Source organism: bacterium, assembly GCA_039961635.1.
GTDB lineage: Bacteria > 4484-113 > 4484-113 > JAGGVC01 > JAGGVC01 > JABRWB01.
On the sequence record JABRWB010000031.1, the window covers coordinates 46241 to 64144 of the forward strand.

General features: G+C 56.2%; 16 protein-coding genes and 1 pseudogene. 4 read left to right on the forward strand and 13 right to left on the reverse strand.

What is annotated here, in order from left to right:
- Window positions 1-12: 12 nt before the first annotated feature.
- From nuoH to HRF49_04955, 13 genes and pseudogenes are all read right to left on the reverse strand, one after another.
- On the reverse strand, window positions 13-1041 hold the full coding sequence (gene nuoH, locus HRF49_04895) for an NADH-quinone oxidoreductase subunit NuoH (protein ID MEP0813983.1): 1029 nt from the start codon (window positions 1039-1041) through the stop codon (window positions 13-15).
- 30 nt (window positions 1042-1071) lie between these two features.
- Window positions 1072-3660: an NADH-quinone oxidoreductase subunit NuoG gene (gene nuoG / locus HRF49_04900; GenBank protein ID MEP0813984.1), complete on the reverse strand. Its 2589-nt coding sequence runs from the start codon at window positions 3658-3660 to the stop codon at window positions 1072-1074.
- A gap of 42 nt (window positions 3661-3702) precedes the next feature.
- Window positions 3703-5019 (reverse strand): NADH-quinone oxidoreductase subunit NuoF, encoded by a 1317-nt coding sequence (nuoF, locus tag HRF49_04905; protein MEP0813985.1) that lies wholly within the window; start codon window positions 5017-5019, stop codon window positions 3703-3705.
- Between the two features lie 2 nt (window positions 5020-5021).
- On the reverse strand, window positions 5022-5513 hold the full coding sequence (locus HRF49_04910) for an NAD(P)H-dependent oxidoreductase subunit E (protein MEP0813986.1): 492 nt from the start codon (window positions 5511-5513) through the stop codon (window positions 5022-5024).
- A gap of 34 nt (window positions 5514-5547) precedes the next feature.
- A complete protein-coding gene (locus HRF49_04915) occupies window positions 5548-6777 on the reverse strand; it encodes an NADH-quinone oxidoreductase subunit D (GenBank protein MEP0813987.1) in 1230 nt (409 codons plus the stop codon).
- Between the two features lie 39 nt (window positions 6778-6816).
- On the reverse strand, window positions 6817-7470 hold the full coding sequence (locus tag HRF49_04920) for an NADH-quinone oxidoreductase subunit C (GenBank protein MEP0813988.1): 654 nt from the start codon (window positions 7468-7470) through the stop codon (window positions 6817-6819).
- Window positions 7470-8003: an NADH-quinone oxidoreductase subunit B gene (locus tag HRF49_04925; protein ID MEP0813989.1), complete on the reverse strand. Its 534-nt coding sequence runs from the start codon at window positions 8001-8003 to the stop codon at window positions 7470-7472. The genes HRF49_04920 and HRF49_04925 overlap by 1 nt, the downstream gene beginning before the upstream one ends.
- A gap of 115 nt (window positions 8004-8118) precedes the next feature.
- Window positions 8119-8496, reverse strand: coding sequence for an NADH-quinone oxidoreductase subunit A (ndhC, locus tag HRF49_04930; protein ID MEP0813990.1), 378 nt, complete (start codon window positions 8494-8496; stop codon window positions 8119-8121).
- Between the two features lie 122 nt (window positions 8497-8618).
- Window positions 8619-9632 carry a ribose-phosphate pyrophosphokinase gene (locus tag HRF49_04935; protein ID MEP0813991.1) on the reverse strand — a complete coding sequence of 338 codons (1014 nt, stop codon included), beginning with the start codon at window positions 9630-9632 and terminating at the stop codon, window positions 8619-8621.
- Window positions 9622-11061 carry a bifunctional UDP-N-acetylglucosamine diphosphorylase/glucosamine-1-phosphate N-acetyltransferase GlmU gene (gene glmU / locus HRF49_04940; protein ID MEP0813992.1) on the reverse strand — a complete coding sequence of 480 codons (1440 nt, stop codon included), beginning with the start codon at window positions 11059-11061 and terminating at the stop codon, window positions 9622-9624. Before glmU ends, HRF49_04935 begins: the two co-directional genes overlap by 11 nt.
- An 87-nt stretch (window positions 11062-11148) precedes the next feature.
- Window positions 11149-11790 carry an RDD family protein gene (locus tag HRF49_04945; GenBank protein MEP0813993.1) on the reverse strand — a complete coding sequence of 214 codons (642 nt, stop codon included), beginning with the start codon at window positions 11788-11790 and terminating at the stop codon, window positions 11149-11151.
- Between the two features lie 135 nt (window positions 11791-11925).
- Window positions 11926-12000: pseudogene (locus tag HRF49_04950) on the reverse strand (zinc-ribbon domain-containing protein).
- Window positions 11997-12917 carry a hypothetical protein gene (locus tag HRF49_04955; protein MEP0813994.1) on the reverse strand — a complete coding sequence of 307 codons (921 nt, stop codon included), beginning with the start codon at window positions 12915-12917 and terminating at the stop codon, window positions 11997-11999. Before HRF49_04955 ends, HRF49_04950 begins: the two are co-directional and overlap by 4 nt.
- A 57-nt stretch (window positions 12918-12974) precedes the next feature.
- Here HRF49_04955 and HRF49_04960 point away from each other — a divergent pair, with 57 nt between their 5' ends.
- The 4 genes from HRF49_04960 to HRF49_04975 are packed head-to-tail and all read left to right on the forward strand — an operon-like array spanning window position 12975 to window position 17889.
- The gene (locus HRF49_04960; protein ID MEP0813995.1) at window positions 12975-13862 is read left to right on the forward strand and encodes a rod shape-determining protein MreC; all 888 of its coding nucleotides are present in this window, start codon (window positions 12975-12977) and stop codon (window positions 13860-13862) included.
- Window positions 13849-14409: a hypothetical protein gene (locus HRF49_04965; protein MEP0813996.1), complete on the forward strand. Its 561-nt coding sequence runs from the start codon at window positions 13849-13851 to the stop codon at window positions 14407-14409. Before HRF49_04960 ends, HRF49_04965 begins: the two co-directional genes overlap by 14 nt.
- The gene (gene mrdA / locus HRF49_04970) at window positions 14396-16174 is read left to right on the forward strand and encodes a penicillin-binding protein 2 (GenBank protein MEP0813997.1); all 1779 of its coding nucleotides are present in this window, start codon (window positions 14396-14398) and stop codon (window positions 16172-16174) included. The genes HRF49_04965 and mrdA overlap by 14 nt, the downstream gene beginning before the upstream one ends.
- Window positions 16175-16227: 53 nt before the next feature.
- The gene (locus tag HRF49_04975; protein ID MEP0813998.1) at window positions 16228-17889 is read left to right on the forward strand and encodes a methylmalonyl-CoA mutase; all 1662 of its coding nucleotides are present in this window, start codon (window positions 16228-16230) and stop codon (window positions 17887-17889) included.
- Window positions 17890-17904 lie beyond the last annotated feature (15 nt).

The following is a 17904-nucleotide window of genomic DNA, read 5'->3' on the forward strand; positions in this document are numbered from 1 at the left end:
TTCAAATCACCGTTATCCAAGAGGCAGGGGCGGAAGCCCGATTCCGAAAACCATAAGCGTCCCGGCGAATATCACATTCGCGAGCGCGATGGGGAGCAGTATCAGCCAGCCGAACTTCATAAGCTGGTCGTACCGGAACCGAGGCAAAGTCGCCCTTACCCATACAAAGAAGAAAATAATCGCGACCGTCTTAACCGAGAACCAGACCAGTCCGGAGACCGGCCCGAACCACTGCGGCCCCGCCCATCCGCCCAGGAACAGCGTGGCGGTCATCGCTCCGGCCGCGATGATGTTCACATACTCGCCCAGAAAGAACATAGCGAATTTCATCGAGCTGTACTCGGTGTGGTAGCCGGCGACAAGCTCGTTTTCGGCCTCCGGCAGATCAAACGGCGCGCGGTTCGTTTCGGCGAATATGCTTATGAGGAATATGAGTCCGGACGCGACCATGCAGATAACCGCGAGAACGTTGACCGGCGACGAAAAAACATTCGGCCAGAATTTTGTCTGCGCCTCGACGATCCCGTTCAAACTGAACGTGCCGGAATAAAGCACGACTGGAATGATCGAAAGCCCCAGCGCCAGCTCGTAGCTGATCATCTGCGAGCAGCTGCGCAGCCCTCCCAGCAGGCTGTATTTGCTGCCGCTCGACCATCCCGCGAGGATTATTCCGTATGTGCCGAGCGACGACATCGCAAGCACGTATATCAGCGCGACGTTGACATCCGCGATAAAGAAATTCTGCTGAATAGGGACTACAGCAAAAAGCATGAACGCCGCAATCAACGAAATCGCGGGCGCGAGGAAATACACGAACCTGTCCGCGGCGCGCGGCACGATTTCCTGTTTGAAAAGGAGCTTGACGCCGTCAGCGATCGGCTGGAGCAGACCTTGCCAGCCGACGCGGTTCGGGCCGGGGCGAAGCTGGAAGAAGCCGACGACGCGACGCTCGAACAGCGTCAGGTATGCCATGCATCCGAGCAAAACCACCAGCACCGCCAGTATCCTCACGACCGCCCAGACTAAATCCATCAGCTCCATGGTTTCTCCGCTGCGCGAGGCTTCTCGCCGCTACCCTCCCCCCGCGGCGACCGCTTCGCCGACCGGAACAAGATTCACAACCGTATGTTCGCCGAGCGTCAAGATATCGGCGAGGCGCACTCCGGGCAGACTGTCGGATACAAGGACATGCCCCGCGGGAACGCGCTGCGTCACCTTGACGAACAGCTCGATGCCGCCCGCCTTGCTTGCAAGCTCGGCGCGGCTTCCGTCCGCAATTCCCAATCTCCCAGCATCGGCGGGATTTATCTCGCAGAACGGTTCGCCCACTGCGACTCGGAAATGCTCGGAATGCATCGAATGGTTCTCGCCGTTGAAATGAAACACTTTCGGAATAAGCACGAGCAAATTGTCTCCGCCCGCGGATTCAGCTAGCGGTGCAACGCCGCCGAATTTCGCGAACTCGTTTTTCCCCGCGGGAGTCGAGCCGTCGGCGGAGTGGGCGAAAACCAGCGGGCTGCCTGTCGCGGGAATCGAAGCGTAATCCATCCCCGCCAGAAATGCGAAACGCTCCGAAATGAGCTTGAAAGCTTCCTCCGGCGTGGCCGCGCGGAACGGAATCCCCATCTCGCCGAACAGCTTGCGCAAAATTCCGAAATCCGAGTCCGCAAGCTTGAACCGCACATCCGGCGCGTTCAACTTCTGAAGCCGCTTTTCGGACGAAATTACCGTTCCTTCCTGCTCCAGCGCCGTCAACGCGGGCAGAACAACGTTTGCGCATTTGGCAGTCTCGGTCAAGAACTGATCCTGAACCACAACGAATCCGCAACGCTCGAACGCGGCTTTCGCCAGCTTGGTATCCGGAAAATTCTTGACCGGATCGGCTCCGATCACATAGCAGAAATGCGACTTTCCTGCGGACATTCCCGACAGAATCGCGTCCAGCCCCGGCGCGGCGCCCGCCTCGTCGCCCGCGTGTTCCATAGCGATGACGGACATATGGTTGAACAAAATCGCGCCGATGGAATTGCCGTCCCGGAAAATGGGAGTAATCGAAACCGCGGGAGTAATTGCGCCTTCGTCGGCGTGATCGGTTTCGCCGAAAAGCTTGATTTCCAAATTGCGGCCAAGCGACGCGATAAGCGAAATCAGCTCCGCCGCATTCGGTGCGCCCAGCACTTCATTTCCGAACAGAATCGCAACCGACTTCGCTCCGCAAAGAATCTCGACAAATCGCTTTAGCTCCGGTGGCGCCGCGCTTGCGTCCGCGATTCCGTTAATCAAATGCTTCAGCGCGTCGGACTGCTTTCTGATTGGGAAATGAAACACTTCCTCCGCAAAACGCTCGCCTTCGGTCGCGTGGCTGTTTGCCGCGATCAACCTGCACTTTCCAAGCTGCAGGTCGCGCTCGACTTTCAAGCCAAGCACGGGCGCTTCTTCCAGCAGATCCACGCCCCACGCAAGAATCACGTCGCTTGCGGTCGCCTTTTCCCACGGCTCCGACCGGAACAGGACTTCCTCAAGGAACTTTGTTGGACTCTTTGCGACTCCGGGTATAAAAGGCCCGAAGTGGTAATTCGGCGTCCCGATGTGCGAAGCGAGCAGCCTGCGGAAAATCGAATACGTCTCGTTGGTCAACCGCGAACCCGCGATTCCCGATATGCTTTCCTTGCCGTAAAGCTCGACTGTTTTTTTCAAGTTTTCGGCCACCAGCTTCATCGCTTCGCCCCAGCTTGCTGGAACGAACTCGCCGGCTTCGTTCTTTATCAGCGGACGCGATATCCGCTCCGGATGGTAAAGCTGCTCGTATACGAATCTGCCCTTGTCGCACAGCCAGCCCCAGTCCACCTCGGGATTGTCCCTGCTCCAGAGCCTGTGCACTTCGCCAAAGCGATGGTGGATTTCAATATTGCATCCCACCGCGCAGCCTGTGCAAACCGACGGCGTGTGCTCCAGCTCCCAAGGCCTGCCCTTGAAGCGCGACGGCTTCGACAGCAGCGCTCCTACCGGGCAAAACTCCACTTGGTTGCCTGAAAACTTGCTTTTGATTCCGGGCGCGGGCTGAATGAAAGTTTCCCAGCCGCGCCTTCCGAATTCCATCAAATGGTCGCCCGCGACTTCCTCGTGGAACCGCACGCACCGCTTGCAGTGGATGCATCGTTTGTAGTTGAGCCGGACAAACTCGTTCACGTCCGCGTCCGGCAGGACGCGCTTCGGCTCCACCATCCGTGATTCGGACAGGCCGTATTTGTAGGTGATGTCCTGAAGCGGGCACTCGCCGCCCTTGTCGCAGACTGGGCACTCCAGCGGGTGATTCAGAAGCAGGAATTCAAGCACCTGCCTGCGGTTGCGCTCCGCGGCGGGAGTGTCCGTGTAAACCTCCATCCCTTCCGATACAGGCATCGCACATGCCGCCTGAAGCTTCGGAAGTTTGGCAATTTCCGTTATCTTTTGGCCGTCACGCTCAATCGTCCGCGGAAGGCCTACTTCTACAAGGCATATCCTGCATCCCGCCCAGGGGTGCATCTTGGGATGGCCGCAGAAAACGGGGATGTCGATTCCGTTCGCCGCGGCCGCGCTAGTGATGAACGTGCCTTCGGGGACGGTAATCGTCTTCCCGTCTATCTTCAGCGTCACCATCTTTTTTCCGTTTTCGCTCATATCCAATCTGTGCCGCGTTTTAAACAAACGCGGCGGATTTGTTCAATACGCCCTCGCAGGAAGTTTCTCGTGGCCGATGGTGCCGACCGGCTTGTACTTGGGCAGCATCTTTTTCCGGCCTTCGATGTAATCCACGAACTCGTGTCGGAAATGCTTTAGGAAGCTCTGCACCGGCCACGCCGCCGCGTCGCCCAGCGGGCAGAACGATTTCATCTCGATTCCGTCCGCGGCTTCCTTCAGCGTGTCCAAATCTTCCATCTTTCCTTCGCCTCGAAGGATGCGCCGGAGGATCATCGTCATCCAGTGCGTCCCTTCGCGGCAAACCGTGCACTTGCCGCAGGATTCATGAGCGTAAAACCTGGAAATGACTTCGAGCATTTTCACCATGCAGGTGTGCTCGTTCATCACGATCATCCCCGCGCTGCCGAGCATGGAACCGGCGGCGTGCAGCCCCTCGTACGAAAGCGGGCAGTCGCAGTTGGCCGCGGGCATGACCGGAACGCTGGAGCCGCCGGGGATAATCGCCTTGAGCTTCCCTCCGCTCACTCCTCCGCAAAGCGTCTCGATGAAATCGAGCTGGTTCGTTCCGTATGCAATTTCGTACACCCCCGGCTTGTTGACGTGGCCGGAAACCGAGAACATCTTTATTCCGGGGCTTTCCTTCGTGCCGAGCGACAAATGCCAGTCCGCGCCCCTCTCGATTATGGCCGGAACCGTCGCGAGGGTTTCGACGTTGTTGATTATCGTCGGGCGGTCGTACAACCCTCTGATAGCGGGGAATGGCGGCTTCATCTTCGGCTCGCCGCGTCTGCCTTCGAGCGATTCCAGAAGCGATGTCTCCTCGCCGCAGATGTACGCTCCGGCGCCCGGATGCACCGTGCATTCGACGGAATAATCGCTCCCGCAGACTCCCTTGCCGAGATATCCGGCGGCGTATGCCTCGTCAACCGCTTTTTGGACAATGTTGATTTCCTTCCAAAACTCGCCGCGGATGTAAATGAAAATGTGCGTCGCACCGAACGCGTAGCCCGCGATGACCGCGCCCTCGATCATCCTGTGCGGCACAAACTCAAGAATCATTTGGTCTTTAAATGTGCCCGGCTCGCTTTCGTCCGCGTTCACGCATAGATACTTGGGGCCCGGCGTTTTAGGAATAAAGCTCCACTTCTGGCCTGCGGAAAATCCCGCGCCTCCCTTGCCGCGCAGTCCCGATTTCTTGACTTCCGCAATAACCTCGTCGGGCGTCATCTTGAGCGCTTTCTTGAGCGCCAAGTATCCGCCGCGCTTGACAAAGACATCCAGGGACGCCATTCCCGGCACGTCTATGTCCTGCATCACGACTCTGGTTTCTTCGGCCATATCTACTTCAGCGTCTCCAAAAGCTCGTCGACTTTTCTGATATTCATGTTCTCGTGGTATTCGCGGTTGTTGATCTGGATCACCGGGCCGCGCCCGCAAGCCGCCAGACATTCGACCGCAAGCACCGTGAATTTCCCGTCTGGCGTCGTCTTCCCTGTTTCAACACCAAGTTTTTCTTCCAGGTGGGCAATGATGTCCTCGGCGCCGAGCAGTTGGCAAGTAGCGTTGTGGCAGACCTGAATAACGTACTTTCCGGGCTTGTCCATGAAAAACATGGAGTAAAAGCTGGCGCAGCCTTTTACGTAATTCTCCGGGACGCCCAAAAATTCCGCGACCGCGGCTACCGCATCGCCGCTTATCCAGCCGTAATGCTCTTGGGCTATGTGAAGCGCCGGAACGAGCATTGAAAGCCGCTTGGGGTATTTCCCGCGCGACTCCAGCTCGTCGAACTTCGACTTGAGCTCCGCTGGAATTTTGGTCACGGCGACAGCCATCAACTAAGCTCCTGATGTAAAAGCAAGAACGAAATCACCTGTCAATCTCCCCCAAAACGATGTCCAAGCTGCCTATGGCGGCGACGACGTCAGCGATAAGTTGACCGCGCACCATATCCTCGATCGCGGAGAGATTGACGAACGACGGCGGGCGGATCTTGACGCGCCAGGGATGCGCGGTTCCATCAGAAATCACCCAGAAACCAAGCTCTCCCTTGGATGCTTCGATGTTCGCATATGCCTCGCCGATCGGTGGATGAATGCCCTCGGTCCAGTACTTGAAATGATGGATAAGCTCCTCGATCGAATCCTGAACCTTGTGCCTGGGGGGCGGCGTGTATTTGGGATGACGCGCCATGTGATCCAGCTCACCTTCGCCTTTCCCCATCTTCTTCAGCTCACGAAGGCATTGCTCGCATATCCGCACGCTTTGCTTCATCTCTTCCATTCTGACGAGATAACGGTCGTAAATATCTCCGTTTTCCCCGATGGGAATGTCGAAATCGAGCTCCGGATACACCAGGTACGGATTGTCCCGCCTGATATCCCAGTCCACTCCCGCGGCGCGCAGAAGCGGCCCGGATAGTCCGTGCGCAATGCTGTCTTCCGCGCTCATCGCGGCGACGCCCTTCGTTCGGCGAATCCAAATCGGATTTTTGGTGAGCAGGCTTTCGTACAGCTTGATTCTCGCGGGGAATTCATTGAGAAACTTCCCGACTTCGTCCTCGAATCCATCGGGAAGGTCGTACACTACGCCGCCGATGCGCATATAGGACGTCATCATCCTTTGACCGCCGACGGCCTCGTAGAACTTGAGTATCTTTTCCCGCTCGATGAAGCAATACAAAAATACGCTCATCGCGCCTATGTCGATCGCGTGCGTTCCCAGCCAAACAAGATGGCTTATTATTCGGGTCAGCTCGCTCATCAGGACGCGGATGTACTGCGCGCGGCGGGGAACTTGTATTTGGAGCAGCTTTTCGACCGCCATGCAGTAACACATTTCGTTGTTCATCGGCGACAAGTAGTCGAGACGCGGATAGTGCGTGATGTTCTGCGTCCAGTTGCGCGTTTCCGAAATCTTCTCGATTCCCGTATGAAGGAATCCTATGTCCGGCTTGCAAGCGACGATCTGCTCGCCGTCGAGTTCCAACGCGAGCCGGAGCACGCCATGCGTGGATGGATGCTGCGGCCCCATGTTGAGGCGCACGCGCTTTTCGGTGCGCGCGACATCTCCCTGCCCCAGGGCTTCTCCGCCTTCCATCGCAACTTTCGCTTCGAAATTGTTCATTGAAGATTCGGGTCAGTGAATCGTCCCGATGATTTCGTCGTAATTCGAAGGCACCACATGCCTGCCGAGTTCCCAGACGTCCTTTCCGTGGGCGGGATAACTTTTGCGTAGCGGATGGCCGTCGTAATGCGGCGGAAGGAGAATCCGACGCAAATCCGGATGCCCCAAAAAATCTACGCCGAAAAGGTCGAAAACCTCGCGCTCGTGCCATTCCGCAGTCGAAAACAAATCCGCAACACTCGGCGCGGAGGGATCGTCTTCCGGCAGCACGAGGTAAACGTAAAACCGCGTTTTTAGCCGGAAAGAGTAAAGATCGTAGCTGACGTAAAAGAACCGCTCGTGCGTCTGCTCGTTTTTGTGCCACTCCGCGCCGGCAATCTGCGACAGGTATTTAAACTCAAGTTCTTGCTCGTCGCGCAAAAACAAAAGCACTTCACGCAGCGCTTCCGGTGCAACCTCCACGCGGATTTCGTTTCTAAATTGGCGAACATCTTTTATCGCGGAGCCGTGCGCCGCCTTCAGCCTCGCGAGCGTATTTTCCGCCGCGGCTTTGGACTCGTCCTCGTAATTCCTGACGACGACCTCCGCGCCAAGCTCGCCGCGGCGGTTGGGCCTGCCCCATTTGACCTGTTCACTCGGCTTCATTCCGCTGCGATTGCCGGACACTATTCTTTGCCCTCCCTGAGCGCAACCATTTCGGGATCGGGCACGCCGCGGTTCTTGATCTTGATTTCATAGTCCGGGTTGACGATTTTCTTTTGAAGTTTCATCAACCCGTCAAGAAGCATCTCCGGACGCGGCGGGCAGCCCGGCACGTAAATATCCACGGGAATTATGTTGTCCACACCGTGGACGATCGTGTACGTCTGAAAAACGCCGCCGCTGGATGCGCACGCTCCCATCGAGATCACCCATTTCGGCTCGGGCATCTGGTCGTAAAGGTGCCGGATTATAGGCGCCATCTTCCAGGAAAGCCTGCCGGGCACGATAAGCAAATCCGCCTGCCGTGGACTTGAGCGGAATACTTCGCTTCCGAACCGGCTAATGTCGAAATTGGACGCGCTTGTGCTCATCATTTCGATCGCGCAGCACGCGAGACCGAAACCCATCGGCCACAGCGAATTGGCCCGCGCCCAGTTCATCATCTTCTTCACGGTTGTGAAGACGACGCTGCTTCCGAGTATGTCTTCCAGTGCCATTTATGTATCTCCGCACTGCGCCTTGCGGCGCCGCGCTTGTGAAACTTTTTACACGGGCGGACGCATGCCGCCCGGACATGCTGCCTCCGCGGCGCGCCAATGACGAATCCGCGGTTTACTTCCAGTCGAATGCTCCCTTGCCGATCAAGTACAGGTATCCGACGAGCAAAATCGCCAGAAAAACCACCATCTCGATATACCAGAACGCGGTGAAGCCGCTTGCACGATAGCTTTGGAACGAAATCGCCCACGGCCAGAGGAACACCGCCTCGACGTCGAACAGGACGAAGAGGATTGAAACGAGATAAAACTTGATCGGGTACCGCTCCGGCCCCGCTCCTTCGCTTGGCAAGCCGCACTCGTACGGTTCCTCGAATACCGCCGCCTTGCCGCGGCCGCGAGGGGAAAGAAGGTGCGAAAGGCCGATTATGATCAGCGCAAGGCCGACCATAATCACGAAGTAAATCAGGATTGGAACGAAATCGAGAAGCACGCAAGCTCCGTTATTCGGCTGAAAGCCGTCGGATTATAGCAAGACGGCGGCTCTCCGGCAAGCGAACTCCTGCACCGCAATCGCTTGCTAAAGCGTATCAATTGCAAGAAACGAAATTCGAACTAGTCAACCAGGTTTTCATGAAAAATCTGGCTGATGGACTGGTCTTCGAAACAGTTCTTGATCGCTCTGGCGAATATGCCGGCGGTTGACACCACTTCCACCTTGTTCGAGCGGCGGTGCAGCGGGATCGTGTCCGTGACGACCACTTTTTTTATCGGACTGGCGTCAAGCCTGGAATACGCGTTTCCGCTCATCAGCCCGTGCGTAGCGTAAACGTGGACTTCCTTTGCGCCGCGGCGGGTCAACTCCTCCGCCCCGTTTGTGACGCTGCCCGCCGTGTCGATCATATCGTCAAAGATGACCGCCGTTTTGCCCTTAACGTCTCCGATGACCTCAAGAACTTCGCTCACGTTCGGCTCGGGACGGCGCTTGGCGATAATGGCCAGAGGCACTTTCAATCCATAGAAGCGTTCGATCTTGTTTGTAACTTCGTTCGCGCGCTGCACGCCCCCGACATCCGGAGATACAACGATCATGTCGCTGTGGACCAAACCATGCTGGTGCATCGCGCCTACCAAATTGTTGATCGCGGTCAGATTGTCCACCGGAAGATTGAAAAATCCCTGGATTGAGTTCGAATGCAAATCCATGCACAAAACGCGGCTCGCTTCGCAGGATTCGATCAAGTTTGCAACAAGGCGCGCGGTTATCGGCTCGCGCGGCTGGACTTTTTTGTCCTGGCGCGAGTAGCCGTAATAAGGAATAACCGGGTAGACGCGACGCGCGCTGGCTCTGCGCAACGCGTCCATAATAATCAGCAGCTCCATAAGATTGTCGTTGACCGGGTTGCAGGTGGACTGGATTACGAAAACGTCCAGACCTCGCATGCTTTCGTCTATTTTCACTTGGATTTCGCCGTCGGAGAAGCGTCCCACCTTGACCTTTCCCAGCTCAACACCAAGCTTCTTGGCTATCTTTCTGGCGAGCGGAAGGTTTGAATTGCCGGCAATAATCTTCATCTCGCGAACGGAAAAAACGGGGCCGTTGTCAAGTCCTTTGCTTTTACGAACCATCAGCTTCTTCCCCCTTTTCTCCGGAATCAGGGATTGCGCCGGCTTTGGCCGCCTTTTCCCTGCTCCTTGCCATGCTTTCACGCAACCGTCTCGCGTAACCGGATTTATTCACCTGGCGGCCGCGCCCGACGGCGAGGTCATCCGGCGGAACGTCCTCTGTAATAACGCTTCCAGCCGCAACGTACCCGCCCTTTCGGATAATGCGAGGGGCGATGATGGTGGAATTCGAGCCCACGAATACGTCATCCTCGATAGTCGTCTGATGCTTGTTCACACCGTCGTAATTGCAGGTAATTGTTCCAGCCCCAATATTCACCCTTTCGCCGATTACCGCGTCGCCGACGTATGAAAGATGCGGAATCTTGGAGCCCCTGCCGACACGGGCCTTTTTGATTTCAACAAAGTCGCCCAGCTTGACATCGTCCTCAAGCACTGTTTCCGGCCGTACGTTGCAGAATGGACCGATTTTTACTCTATTACCAACACTTGCCCGGTTGACTGTGCTCTTAAGAATTTCGCACCCGTCGCCGATGGACGAGCGGTCTATGTAGCTGTCTGGACCGATTTTGCATCCCGCGCCGATGGTCGTGTTTCCAAGCAGGCATGTGCCCGGCATAATCACGGTGTCGGGTGCGATTGTCACCGCGGCCTCGACATAGCAGGTTTCGGGGCGTATAAAGCTGACTCCATCCAACAAATGCCGGGAAATTATCCGGCGTTGGGCTTCGGCTTCCGCCGCCGCCAGATCCGCGCGCGTGTTGATCCCCGCGATCTCCCAAGAATCCTGCACCGGGCATATCAGCGCCTTGCGGGTGGAAATAACGTCGGTGAGATACATTTCGCCCTTGGCGTTCTCGGTGCTGACGCCCGAAAGCTCGCTCCAGATTCCGTTGAGCGCCAGTACGTAAATCCCGCTGTTGACCTCGCGGTTCTCCCGCTCGCTCGGTTTCGCGTCCTTTTCCTCGATAATCCTGTCGACGCGGTTTCCGGATCGCACTATACGGCCGTATCCGGTGGGATCGCCTATGATTGCAGCCAGCACGACCGCTTTGACATCCTTGGCGACGCCCTCGAACATTTCAACGGCATCGAGCAGCGTCTCCGGCCTGATAAATGGCGTATCGCCTGATATCAACAAAATTTCCTTTACCCGCGGGTCAAGCACGGATTTCGAGGAAAGCAGCGCATCCGCGGTGCCTCTCGGGTGCTCCTGCAGCGCCCAGTCCACCCCTTGAAAATGCTCCTTCAGGAATTCGTTGTGAGGGCCGTAAACGACAATAATTTGCAAGGGATTGAGTACGCGCGCGGCATCCAGCACCCATCCCAGTATGGGTTTTCCGGCGAGTTTGTGAAGCAGTTTCGGCGTATCGGACTTGAAGCGGGTGGATAGCCCGCCAGCAAGCACAACGACGGCGAGATTATCGTGCAATTCGATGCTCCGGGAGTGTTAAAAGCGCGGAATTATACCACGCTTCCATTGGACTTCGCCGCGGCGTTTTCATACGCGCTTCGTTCGTCATCGCCCGGTTTGCGGAGGATGTTGCGCCGGTTCCGGCGTCTTGATTCGATAGACGCGCGTACCCGCGGCGAGGTCGTGCCACGTCGCAACGTCCGGCCTGAACATTCCCCAAAGGCTTCCAAGATAAAGCACCTTGCTGCCCAGCCAGTAGACGATATAACGGAGTAGGCTTGCACCCCAACCGATCGGGCGTCCGTCCGCGCGGCACACCCGGATGCCTAGCGCGAACTTTCCCGGAGTCTGCCCGCCCATCGCGTGGAATATCCAGTAATAGGCCAGAAAAATCGCTCCGGTCAAAAGTGCAATCGTCATCGAGTGCTGCAAAAATTCGCCGACCGTCCCCGAGAATATTCTTGACGGGTCGTTGGAAAAAACCGCCGACATATAATCCTTGAAAAACCTGTCGAATTCGTCGGGCGTTTTGAACTGGAATTCGGAATCCAAATCGGTAAGTCTGAGCGCGATGAATAAAACGAAACGAAGAATAATAAAATCGATGATAAACGCTCCAACCCGCGCTCCGAACGAAGCAACCTCCAGACGGGAAGTCAACTGTCCGGGCGCCGACGGCTCCGGCGGAGGGGAATAATGCTGCGGCTCGCGGAATTCGGTCGCGTCCCAGGCGGGCGGTTGTGGCATTTCCGTTTGCGTTTCGCCATGGGGGGAACCAAAATCCGGCGGAGAATCTTCAACGGGATGCTCTTTTTGTTCCTCGGCAGAATCCGATGGAGGAACATTGTGCTGCGCAGGGGGAGGCGACGGTACCGCAATAAATCTGGCCCCGCAGTTGAAGCAGAACGCCGCTTCGTCCGGATTTTGCGCGCCGCAACGAGAACAATAAACGCTCATGACGCGCCGATATTACCACGAACGCTCTGTTCGGTCGGCGTCAGCACGACCCCGAACCGGCTGCGCGCATATTCGATGAAATCCGCCATCGCCTCGTCGTTCGCTCGATCATCGGCCGACGCCAGGAATCCGACGATCTCAATTTCGTCGAACAGGCTGTACTCCGAGCCGGGCGTCCCCCATCCCAGTAGGTAATAGGATTCGAAAACTCCGTCGCTTTCGCGGTCCACCGGGATGTACGTAAAATCGCCCGGTTCCGGTTTGTCGAGCCGTACGTTCCTCATCGGCTTTCGCGAAAAGTAATTTTGTGGGTAACCTGTTTCATAAGGGATATAGCCCCATGTAACAAGTGCATCTGTCCCGTCGCCGCCCGACAGCCTGCCGGGGTAGCTTCCCTTTCCCTTTCCGTCGAAGTAATCTTCCAGCGCCTGCTGAATCAGGAACAGATTCGCCCGGCATTTAAGCTCCTTGCTGCCCGTGTCGTTCCAATCTCGCGATGTGAATAGGTACAGCCCTCGCCTGCCCTCCGCGAATGTGGAGTATCTCACGTCGGAAAAAGCCTCGATTCGCCAACCTGAAGATTCCCGGATTAAATAATAAAAAACTTGGTCGTTTTCAAATTGAGCTTGGACAAGCGCGAATCTGCCTTCTTCGAGAATGGACGGCTCTTCGAGCGAATAGCCGGACTCTGCGAGCGCTTCCTTCCGGCCGAGCAAATACACATTCACTAACCGCACATTGGAAAGAATCGCAGCTCGGAAAGCGTCCGAAAACAGCTTTTCCGCGCCCGGAAAATCGGATGCCGCGATTCTGTCGAGATGGATTTCGACTATTTCCGCCGGCCCAGGGATCGCGCAGAATGCGTGCGATGCGAAGAGCGAAAGCAATATGGCAGCGGCGAATATTGAGCGGATCACGCGCCGATTTTATCTTATTTCCGAACGGCGGTCGGAAGCCGTTTGATAAACTAAGCCGTGCTCCGACGAAGACGCCCCAGACTGGTCCAGCCCGGCGAAAGAAGGCAATCCGAACCGCGCGGAGTTTACTTCGCGGCGGTTGCGCTGGTGCTGGCGATTGTCGTGTCGACCGCTTTCGAGGCCGCGGGAAGGCACAATCCGGTCGGCTCCGCGATCGTAGGCGTGGCAACGCCGGTGATTACCTTGGTGCGCGCAGTCGTGGACGGTGTGGCGAGCCTTGGATACATATTCAGGCTTAAGCCGATAGCTGCTGACAACGAGCGGCTGGAAAACGAAAACGCATTGCTGAAAAAAAGAGTTGCAGAACTGGAGGCTGCGGAGGCTGAGGCCTCAAGGCTAAGAAAACTTCTGAAGCTGCCCGAACTTGCCAGATACAAATTCGTCTCGGCCAGGGTGATTGGGCGCTCGCTCGAACTATGGTTCGATTCGATTTGGATCGATCGCGGCACGCGCGACGGAATCGCTCAAGGCGATCTGGTGCTGGCCGCAGGCGGCCTGGCCGGCGAAATAGAAACGGCGGATCGCGACAAATCCAAGGTCAGACTTTTATTCAATCCCGACTTCGCAATAGGCGCCGTCACTTCGGTGTCCGGCAGCCAGGGAGTCGTAAAGTCGGGCGTCCGGGAGCGCATCGAGCTGGTGAACACGCTTCGCCTGGATTTCGTGCCGAAAAGGAACAAGATTTCGGTCGGCGAAAAGGTGTATACAAGCGGACTTACCCAGGGCAAGCCGCGAGGCGTTTACATCGGAACAGTCGGAAAAGTTATCAGCGAAGCGAACAAGCAGACGCAAACGATAGAAGTCGAGCCGGGAGCCGACCTCGGCTCGCTGGAGGAGGTTGCAGTACTCGCAACCGGCGGAACCGGAGGCCATGTTGGACCATAATGCGCGTATGCCTAAAGAGGATCCATGGCCGGCGATTGCAAGGTCAACATTCGCTGTCGGCTCGTCGCTGATCGCGCTGATACTGATTAACAACTCGAATCCGCAAATTGCAAAGGGGTTCGACCTTCCGCTCGCGGTTCTTCTTGCTGTAGCCATTTTCGTCAGTCCGAACGTTTCAATCGTGCTCGGCTTGTTCGCCGGACTGGTTGCGGATTCATTCGGCGATCATCTGTTTTTGTTGCACACAATTTTTTACTGCTTCCCGGCGCTGGTTGTGCTCACGCTGGGAGATGCACTGGTTGCAAAAACCTGGCAGGTGGGCATCGCGTTGTTCATCGCGCTGGATCTAGTAAAATTTTTCGTCCAGTATGCGCTTCTGTTCTTTCTTGGCCACGGCGACTGGCCTGTCGTCCTTTTATCCGTCAACTACTACGGCACCATTTGGGCGGGAGTGCTGGTTGGGATTTTCTGGCGTTCCGCCGGGACATGGCTGTCGGGAATTCGGGAAACCGCCGTAGTGAGGAGGGGCAGGTTTGGCCGCTCCTAACGTCCAGCCGCCCCCTGATCCACGTCTTGTCGCGTACAGGCGAATTGTTGCGCTCGTTTTCCTGCTGATAGCGATTCGATTGTTTTACATGCAGGTTCATAAGTACCCGGATTTTCTGAAGGGCGCGGTTTCAAACAAGATCAAGTTCATCCCGCACATCGCGCCGCGCGGCCAGATTTTCGACCGCGCAGGCCGTCCCCTAGCCGTAAACGAACCGGTTTTCAGTCTAATGTACTTTCCTCCGCTGGAAGGAGGAGAGGATGAAGCGCTTCCACCCATCGCGGCGGCGCTTGGGGAACCGGTTGAAGCGTTGGCCGAAAGGATTGAAAAGGAAAAAAAGCGGAATTATCCCTATCAGCCTGTATCGATTCGGGATAATCTAACTCCGGAGCAGGTGATATTTTTCAGTGAAAACTCCACCAGGTTTCCCGGCGTGTTCGTGGAGGAAAACAATTACCGAAGGAAATACCCGCTGGGAGCGGCAGCCGCGCATGTAATCGGCTACACGGGTGCGATGTCCGAAAAAGATCCAAAGGCGCAAACCGGCTCCGGATACGACAGGCTTGAATTCGTGGGCAAAACCGGTGCGGAAAAAGCATTCGAGGAATACCTTCACGGCCGTGCAGGAAGCAAAGAAATCGAGGTAACAAAGAACCGCGCTTTCAAACGGCTGATAAACGAAACACCGGCCAAAAGCGGCCAGAATATTTACTTGACAATTGATTCACAGATACAGGCGCGGATTTTTGAGCTGTTCAAAGGAAGGCGCGGCTGCGCGATCGTATCCAAGCCGTTCACTGGCGAAATAATTGCAATGGTGTCCAGCCCAAGTTACGATGCCAACCTGTTTTACCTTCCGCAATACGCCGATTATCGCGTGAAGCTGCTGAACGATAAGGTGGGAATGCCCGAATTCTTTCGGGCGATTGGGGGCACTTATCCGCCAGGCTCGACTTTCAAACTCGTGACCGCGATCGCCGCCCTCGAAACCGGCAAAGCTTCCGAGAATATGCAATGGACTTGTCCTGGCACTTACGAGCTTGGAAACCGGATTTTCCGGGAAGAGTACGTTTCCGGCGGGCACGGGCCGATAGTCTTCAAGGACGCGATAGGCAAAAGCTGCGACATCGTGTTTTGGAAAATCGGGGTCGAAACGGGAAGCAGCAAGCTCGCGGAATACGCCCGCAGATTCGGATTCGGAGATACGCTGGGCATAGAACTGGCCGGGGAAAAAAAGGGCTTCGTGCCGGACCGGAGCTGGAAAAAGCAAATTTGGAAAGACGATTGGTGGGCCGGCGACACCGCAAACATGTCCATCGGCCAGGGATTCGTCCTGGCCACTCCTCTTCAAGTGCTTTGGAGCGTGAATGCGATTGTTACGGACGGAGACACGCCGCGTCCTCATATCCTCAAAGGTTATATCCACGATGGCAAAATGGTGGAATCGGCAAGGCAGCCCAATCTTCGCATTCATGCTGACAAGTCGTCGTTCCGCATCGTCCGCGAGGGAATGCGGCGGGCGGTTTTGAACGGCACGGCAAAACAACTGCGGGGAACGGGAATTTCATCGGCGGGAAAGACGGGAACCGCGGATGCCCCGCATGGAAAAGAGCCCCATGGGTGGTTCGTGGGATACTTCCCCTACGAAAATCCCGAATATTCGGTTGTGGTTTTGCTCGAAAACGCGGGCAAGGCCGCGGACAGCGCTGTACCGTTGGCCGGTGAGATTATCAAGCAGGTGAATGAAGTCTCAAAAGGAAAATGAGCCTTCAGGAAAGTGCTTTTTGCTAAAATCCGAACGGCCTTCAGCCTACTGCCATGTCAGATAAATCAAGCCGCAGCAACTGGGAAGAGAACATTCTTTTTCCGTTCCTTAAAGAACACCCCGAAAGAAAAGACGTGCTTCCTTCCACTTCGGGGTGGGAAACACCGCGCATATGCGGAACGGAAATCGGGAAAAGATCGGACTATGATATCGGCTGGCCGGGCGAATATCCTTTCACCAGAGGAATCACGCCAACCGGATATCGCGGAAGACTCTGGACGATGCGCCAGTATGCGGGATTTTCGACAGCGAAAGAGACGAACGAGAGATACAGGTTCCTCCTCGAAGCGGGCCAAACAGGTCTTTCGGTTGCATTTGACCTGCCAACGCAAATGGGGTACGCCTCGGATGACCCGATGGCGCGCGGCGAGGTTGGCAAAGTCGGCGTACCCATTGACACAATCGAGGATATGCGGACTCTGTTTGCGGGAATCCCACTGGATAAAGTATCCACAAGCATGACGATCAACGCCCCGGCGGTGATATTGCTGGGCTTTTACCAGGTTGTGGGCGAAGAGCAGGGAGTGCCGGGAGAGAAGCTGCGCGGCACCATTCAAAACGACATACTCAAGGAATACATGGCGCGCGGGACGTACATCTTCCCGCCCGCGCCGAGCATGAAACTGACGGTGGACAGTTTTCGATATTGCCGGAAACACCTGCCGCACTGGAACACGATAAGCATCAGCGGATATCACATCCGCGAAGCGGGATGCACCGCCGTGCAGGAGGTCGCGTTTACCCTTGCGGACGGAATCGCGTATTGCGAGGCCGCGCTTTCCGGCGGGCTTGAAATAGACGACTTCGCTCCAAGGCTTTCGTTTTTCTTCAACGCGCACAACAATTTCCTGGAGGAAGTCGCCAAATTCCGGGCGGCGAGAAGGCTCTGGGCAAGGTTGATGAAGGAGCGGTTCGGCGCCAAGAATCCCCAGTCGATGCTGCTCCGATTCCACACGCAGACCGCGGGAAGCATGCTCACCGCGCAGCAGCCGCACAACAACATCGTGCGAACGGCTTACCAGGCGCTCGCGGCGGTGCTGGGCGGAACGCAGTCGCTTCACACAAACAGCTTCGACGAAGCGCTTGCGCTTCCTACCGAGCAAAGCGTGGAAATCGCGCTTCGCACTCAACAAATCATCGCTTACGAAACGGGAGTTGCGGATACCGTTGATCCGCTTGGAGGCAGTTGGTTAATCGAAGATTTGACAGACAAAATCGAGGCGGGAGCAGTGGAATACATCAGGAAGACGGACTCGATGGGCGGAATGGTGGCGGCAATCGAAGCCGGATACCCCCAGCGCGAAATCCAAAACGCCGCTTACAAATGGCAAAAGCAGGTGGATTCCGGCGAAAGAACAATCGTCGGCGTAAACCGGTTCAAAGACGCTTCGAATGAATCGGTGGAAACTTTGCGCCGCAACGAAAACGCCGAGCAGGAGCAAATCGAACGGCTTGAACAGTACATTTCCGCCAGAACGGATCGGCAAAAGAAAGAAATCTCCAAAACGCTCGGACTGGTCGTCAAGTCATGCGAGGCCGGCGCGGGAATATGCGAGGCCGTCGTTGATTCAATCAGAGCCGGTGCCACGGAAGGTGAAATAGTAAACGCAATGGCAGAGGTTTGGGGGAGATACACAGGCAGCGTATCAGTGTAAACCTAGGAATTTAAC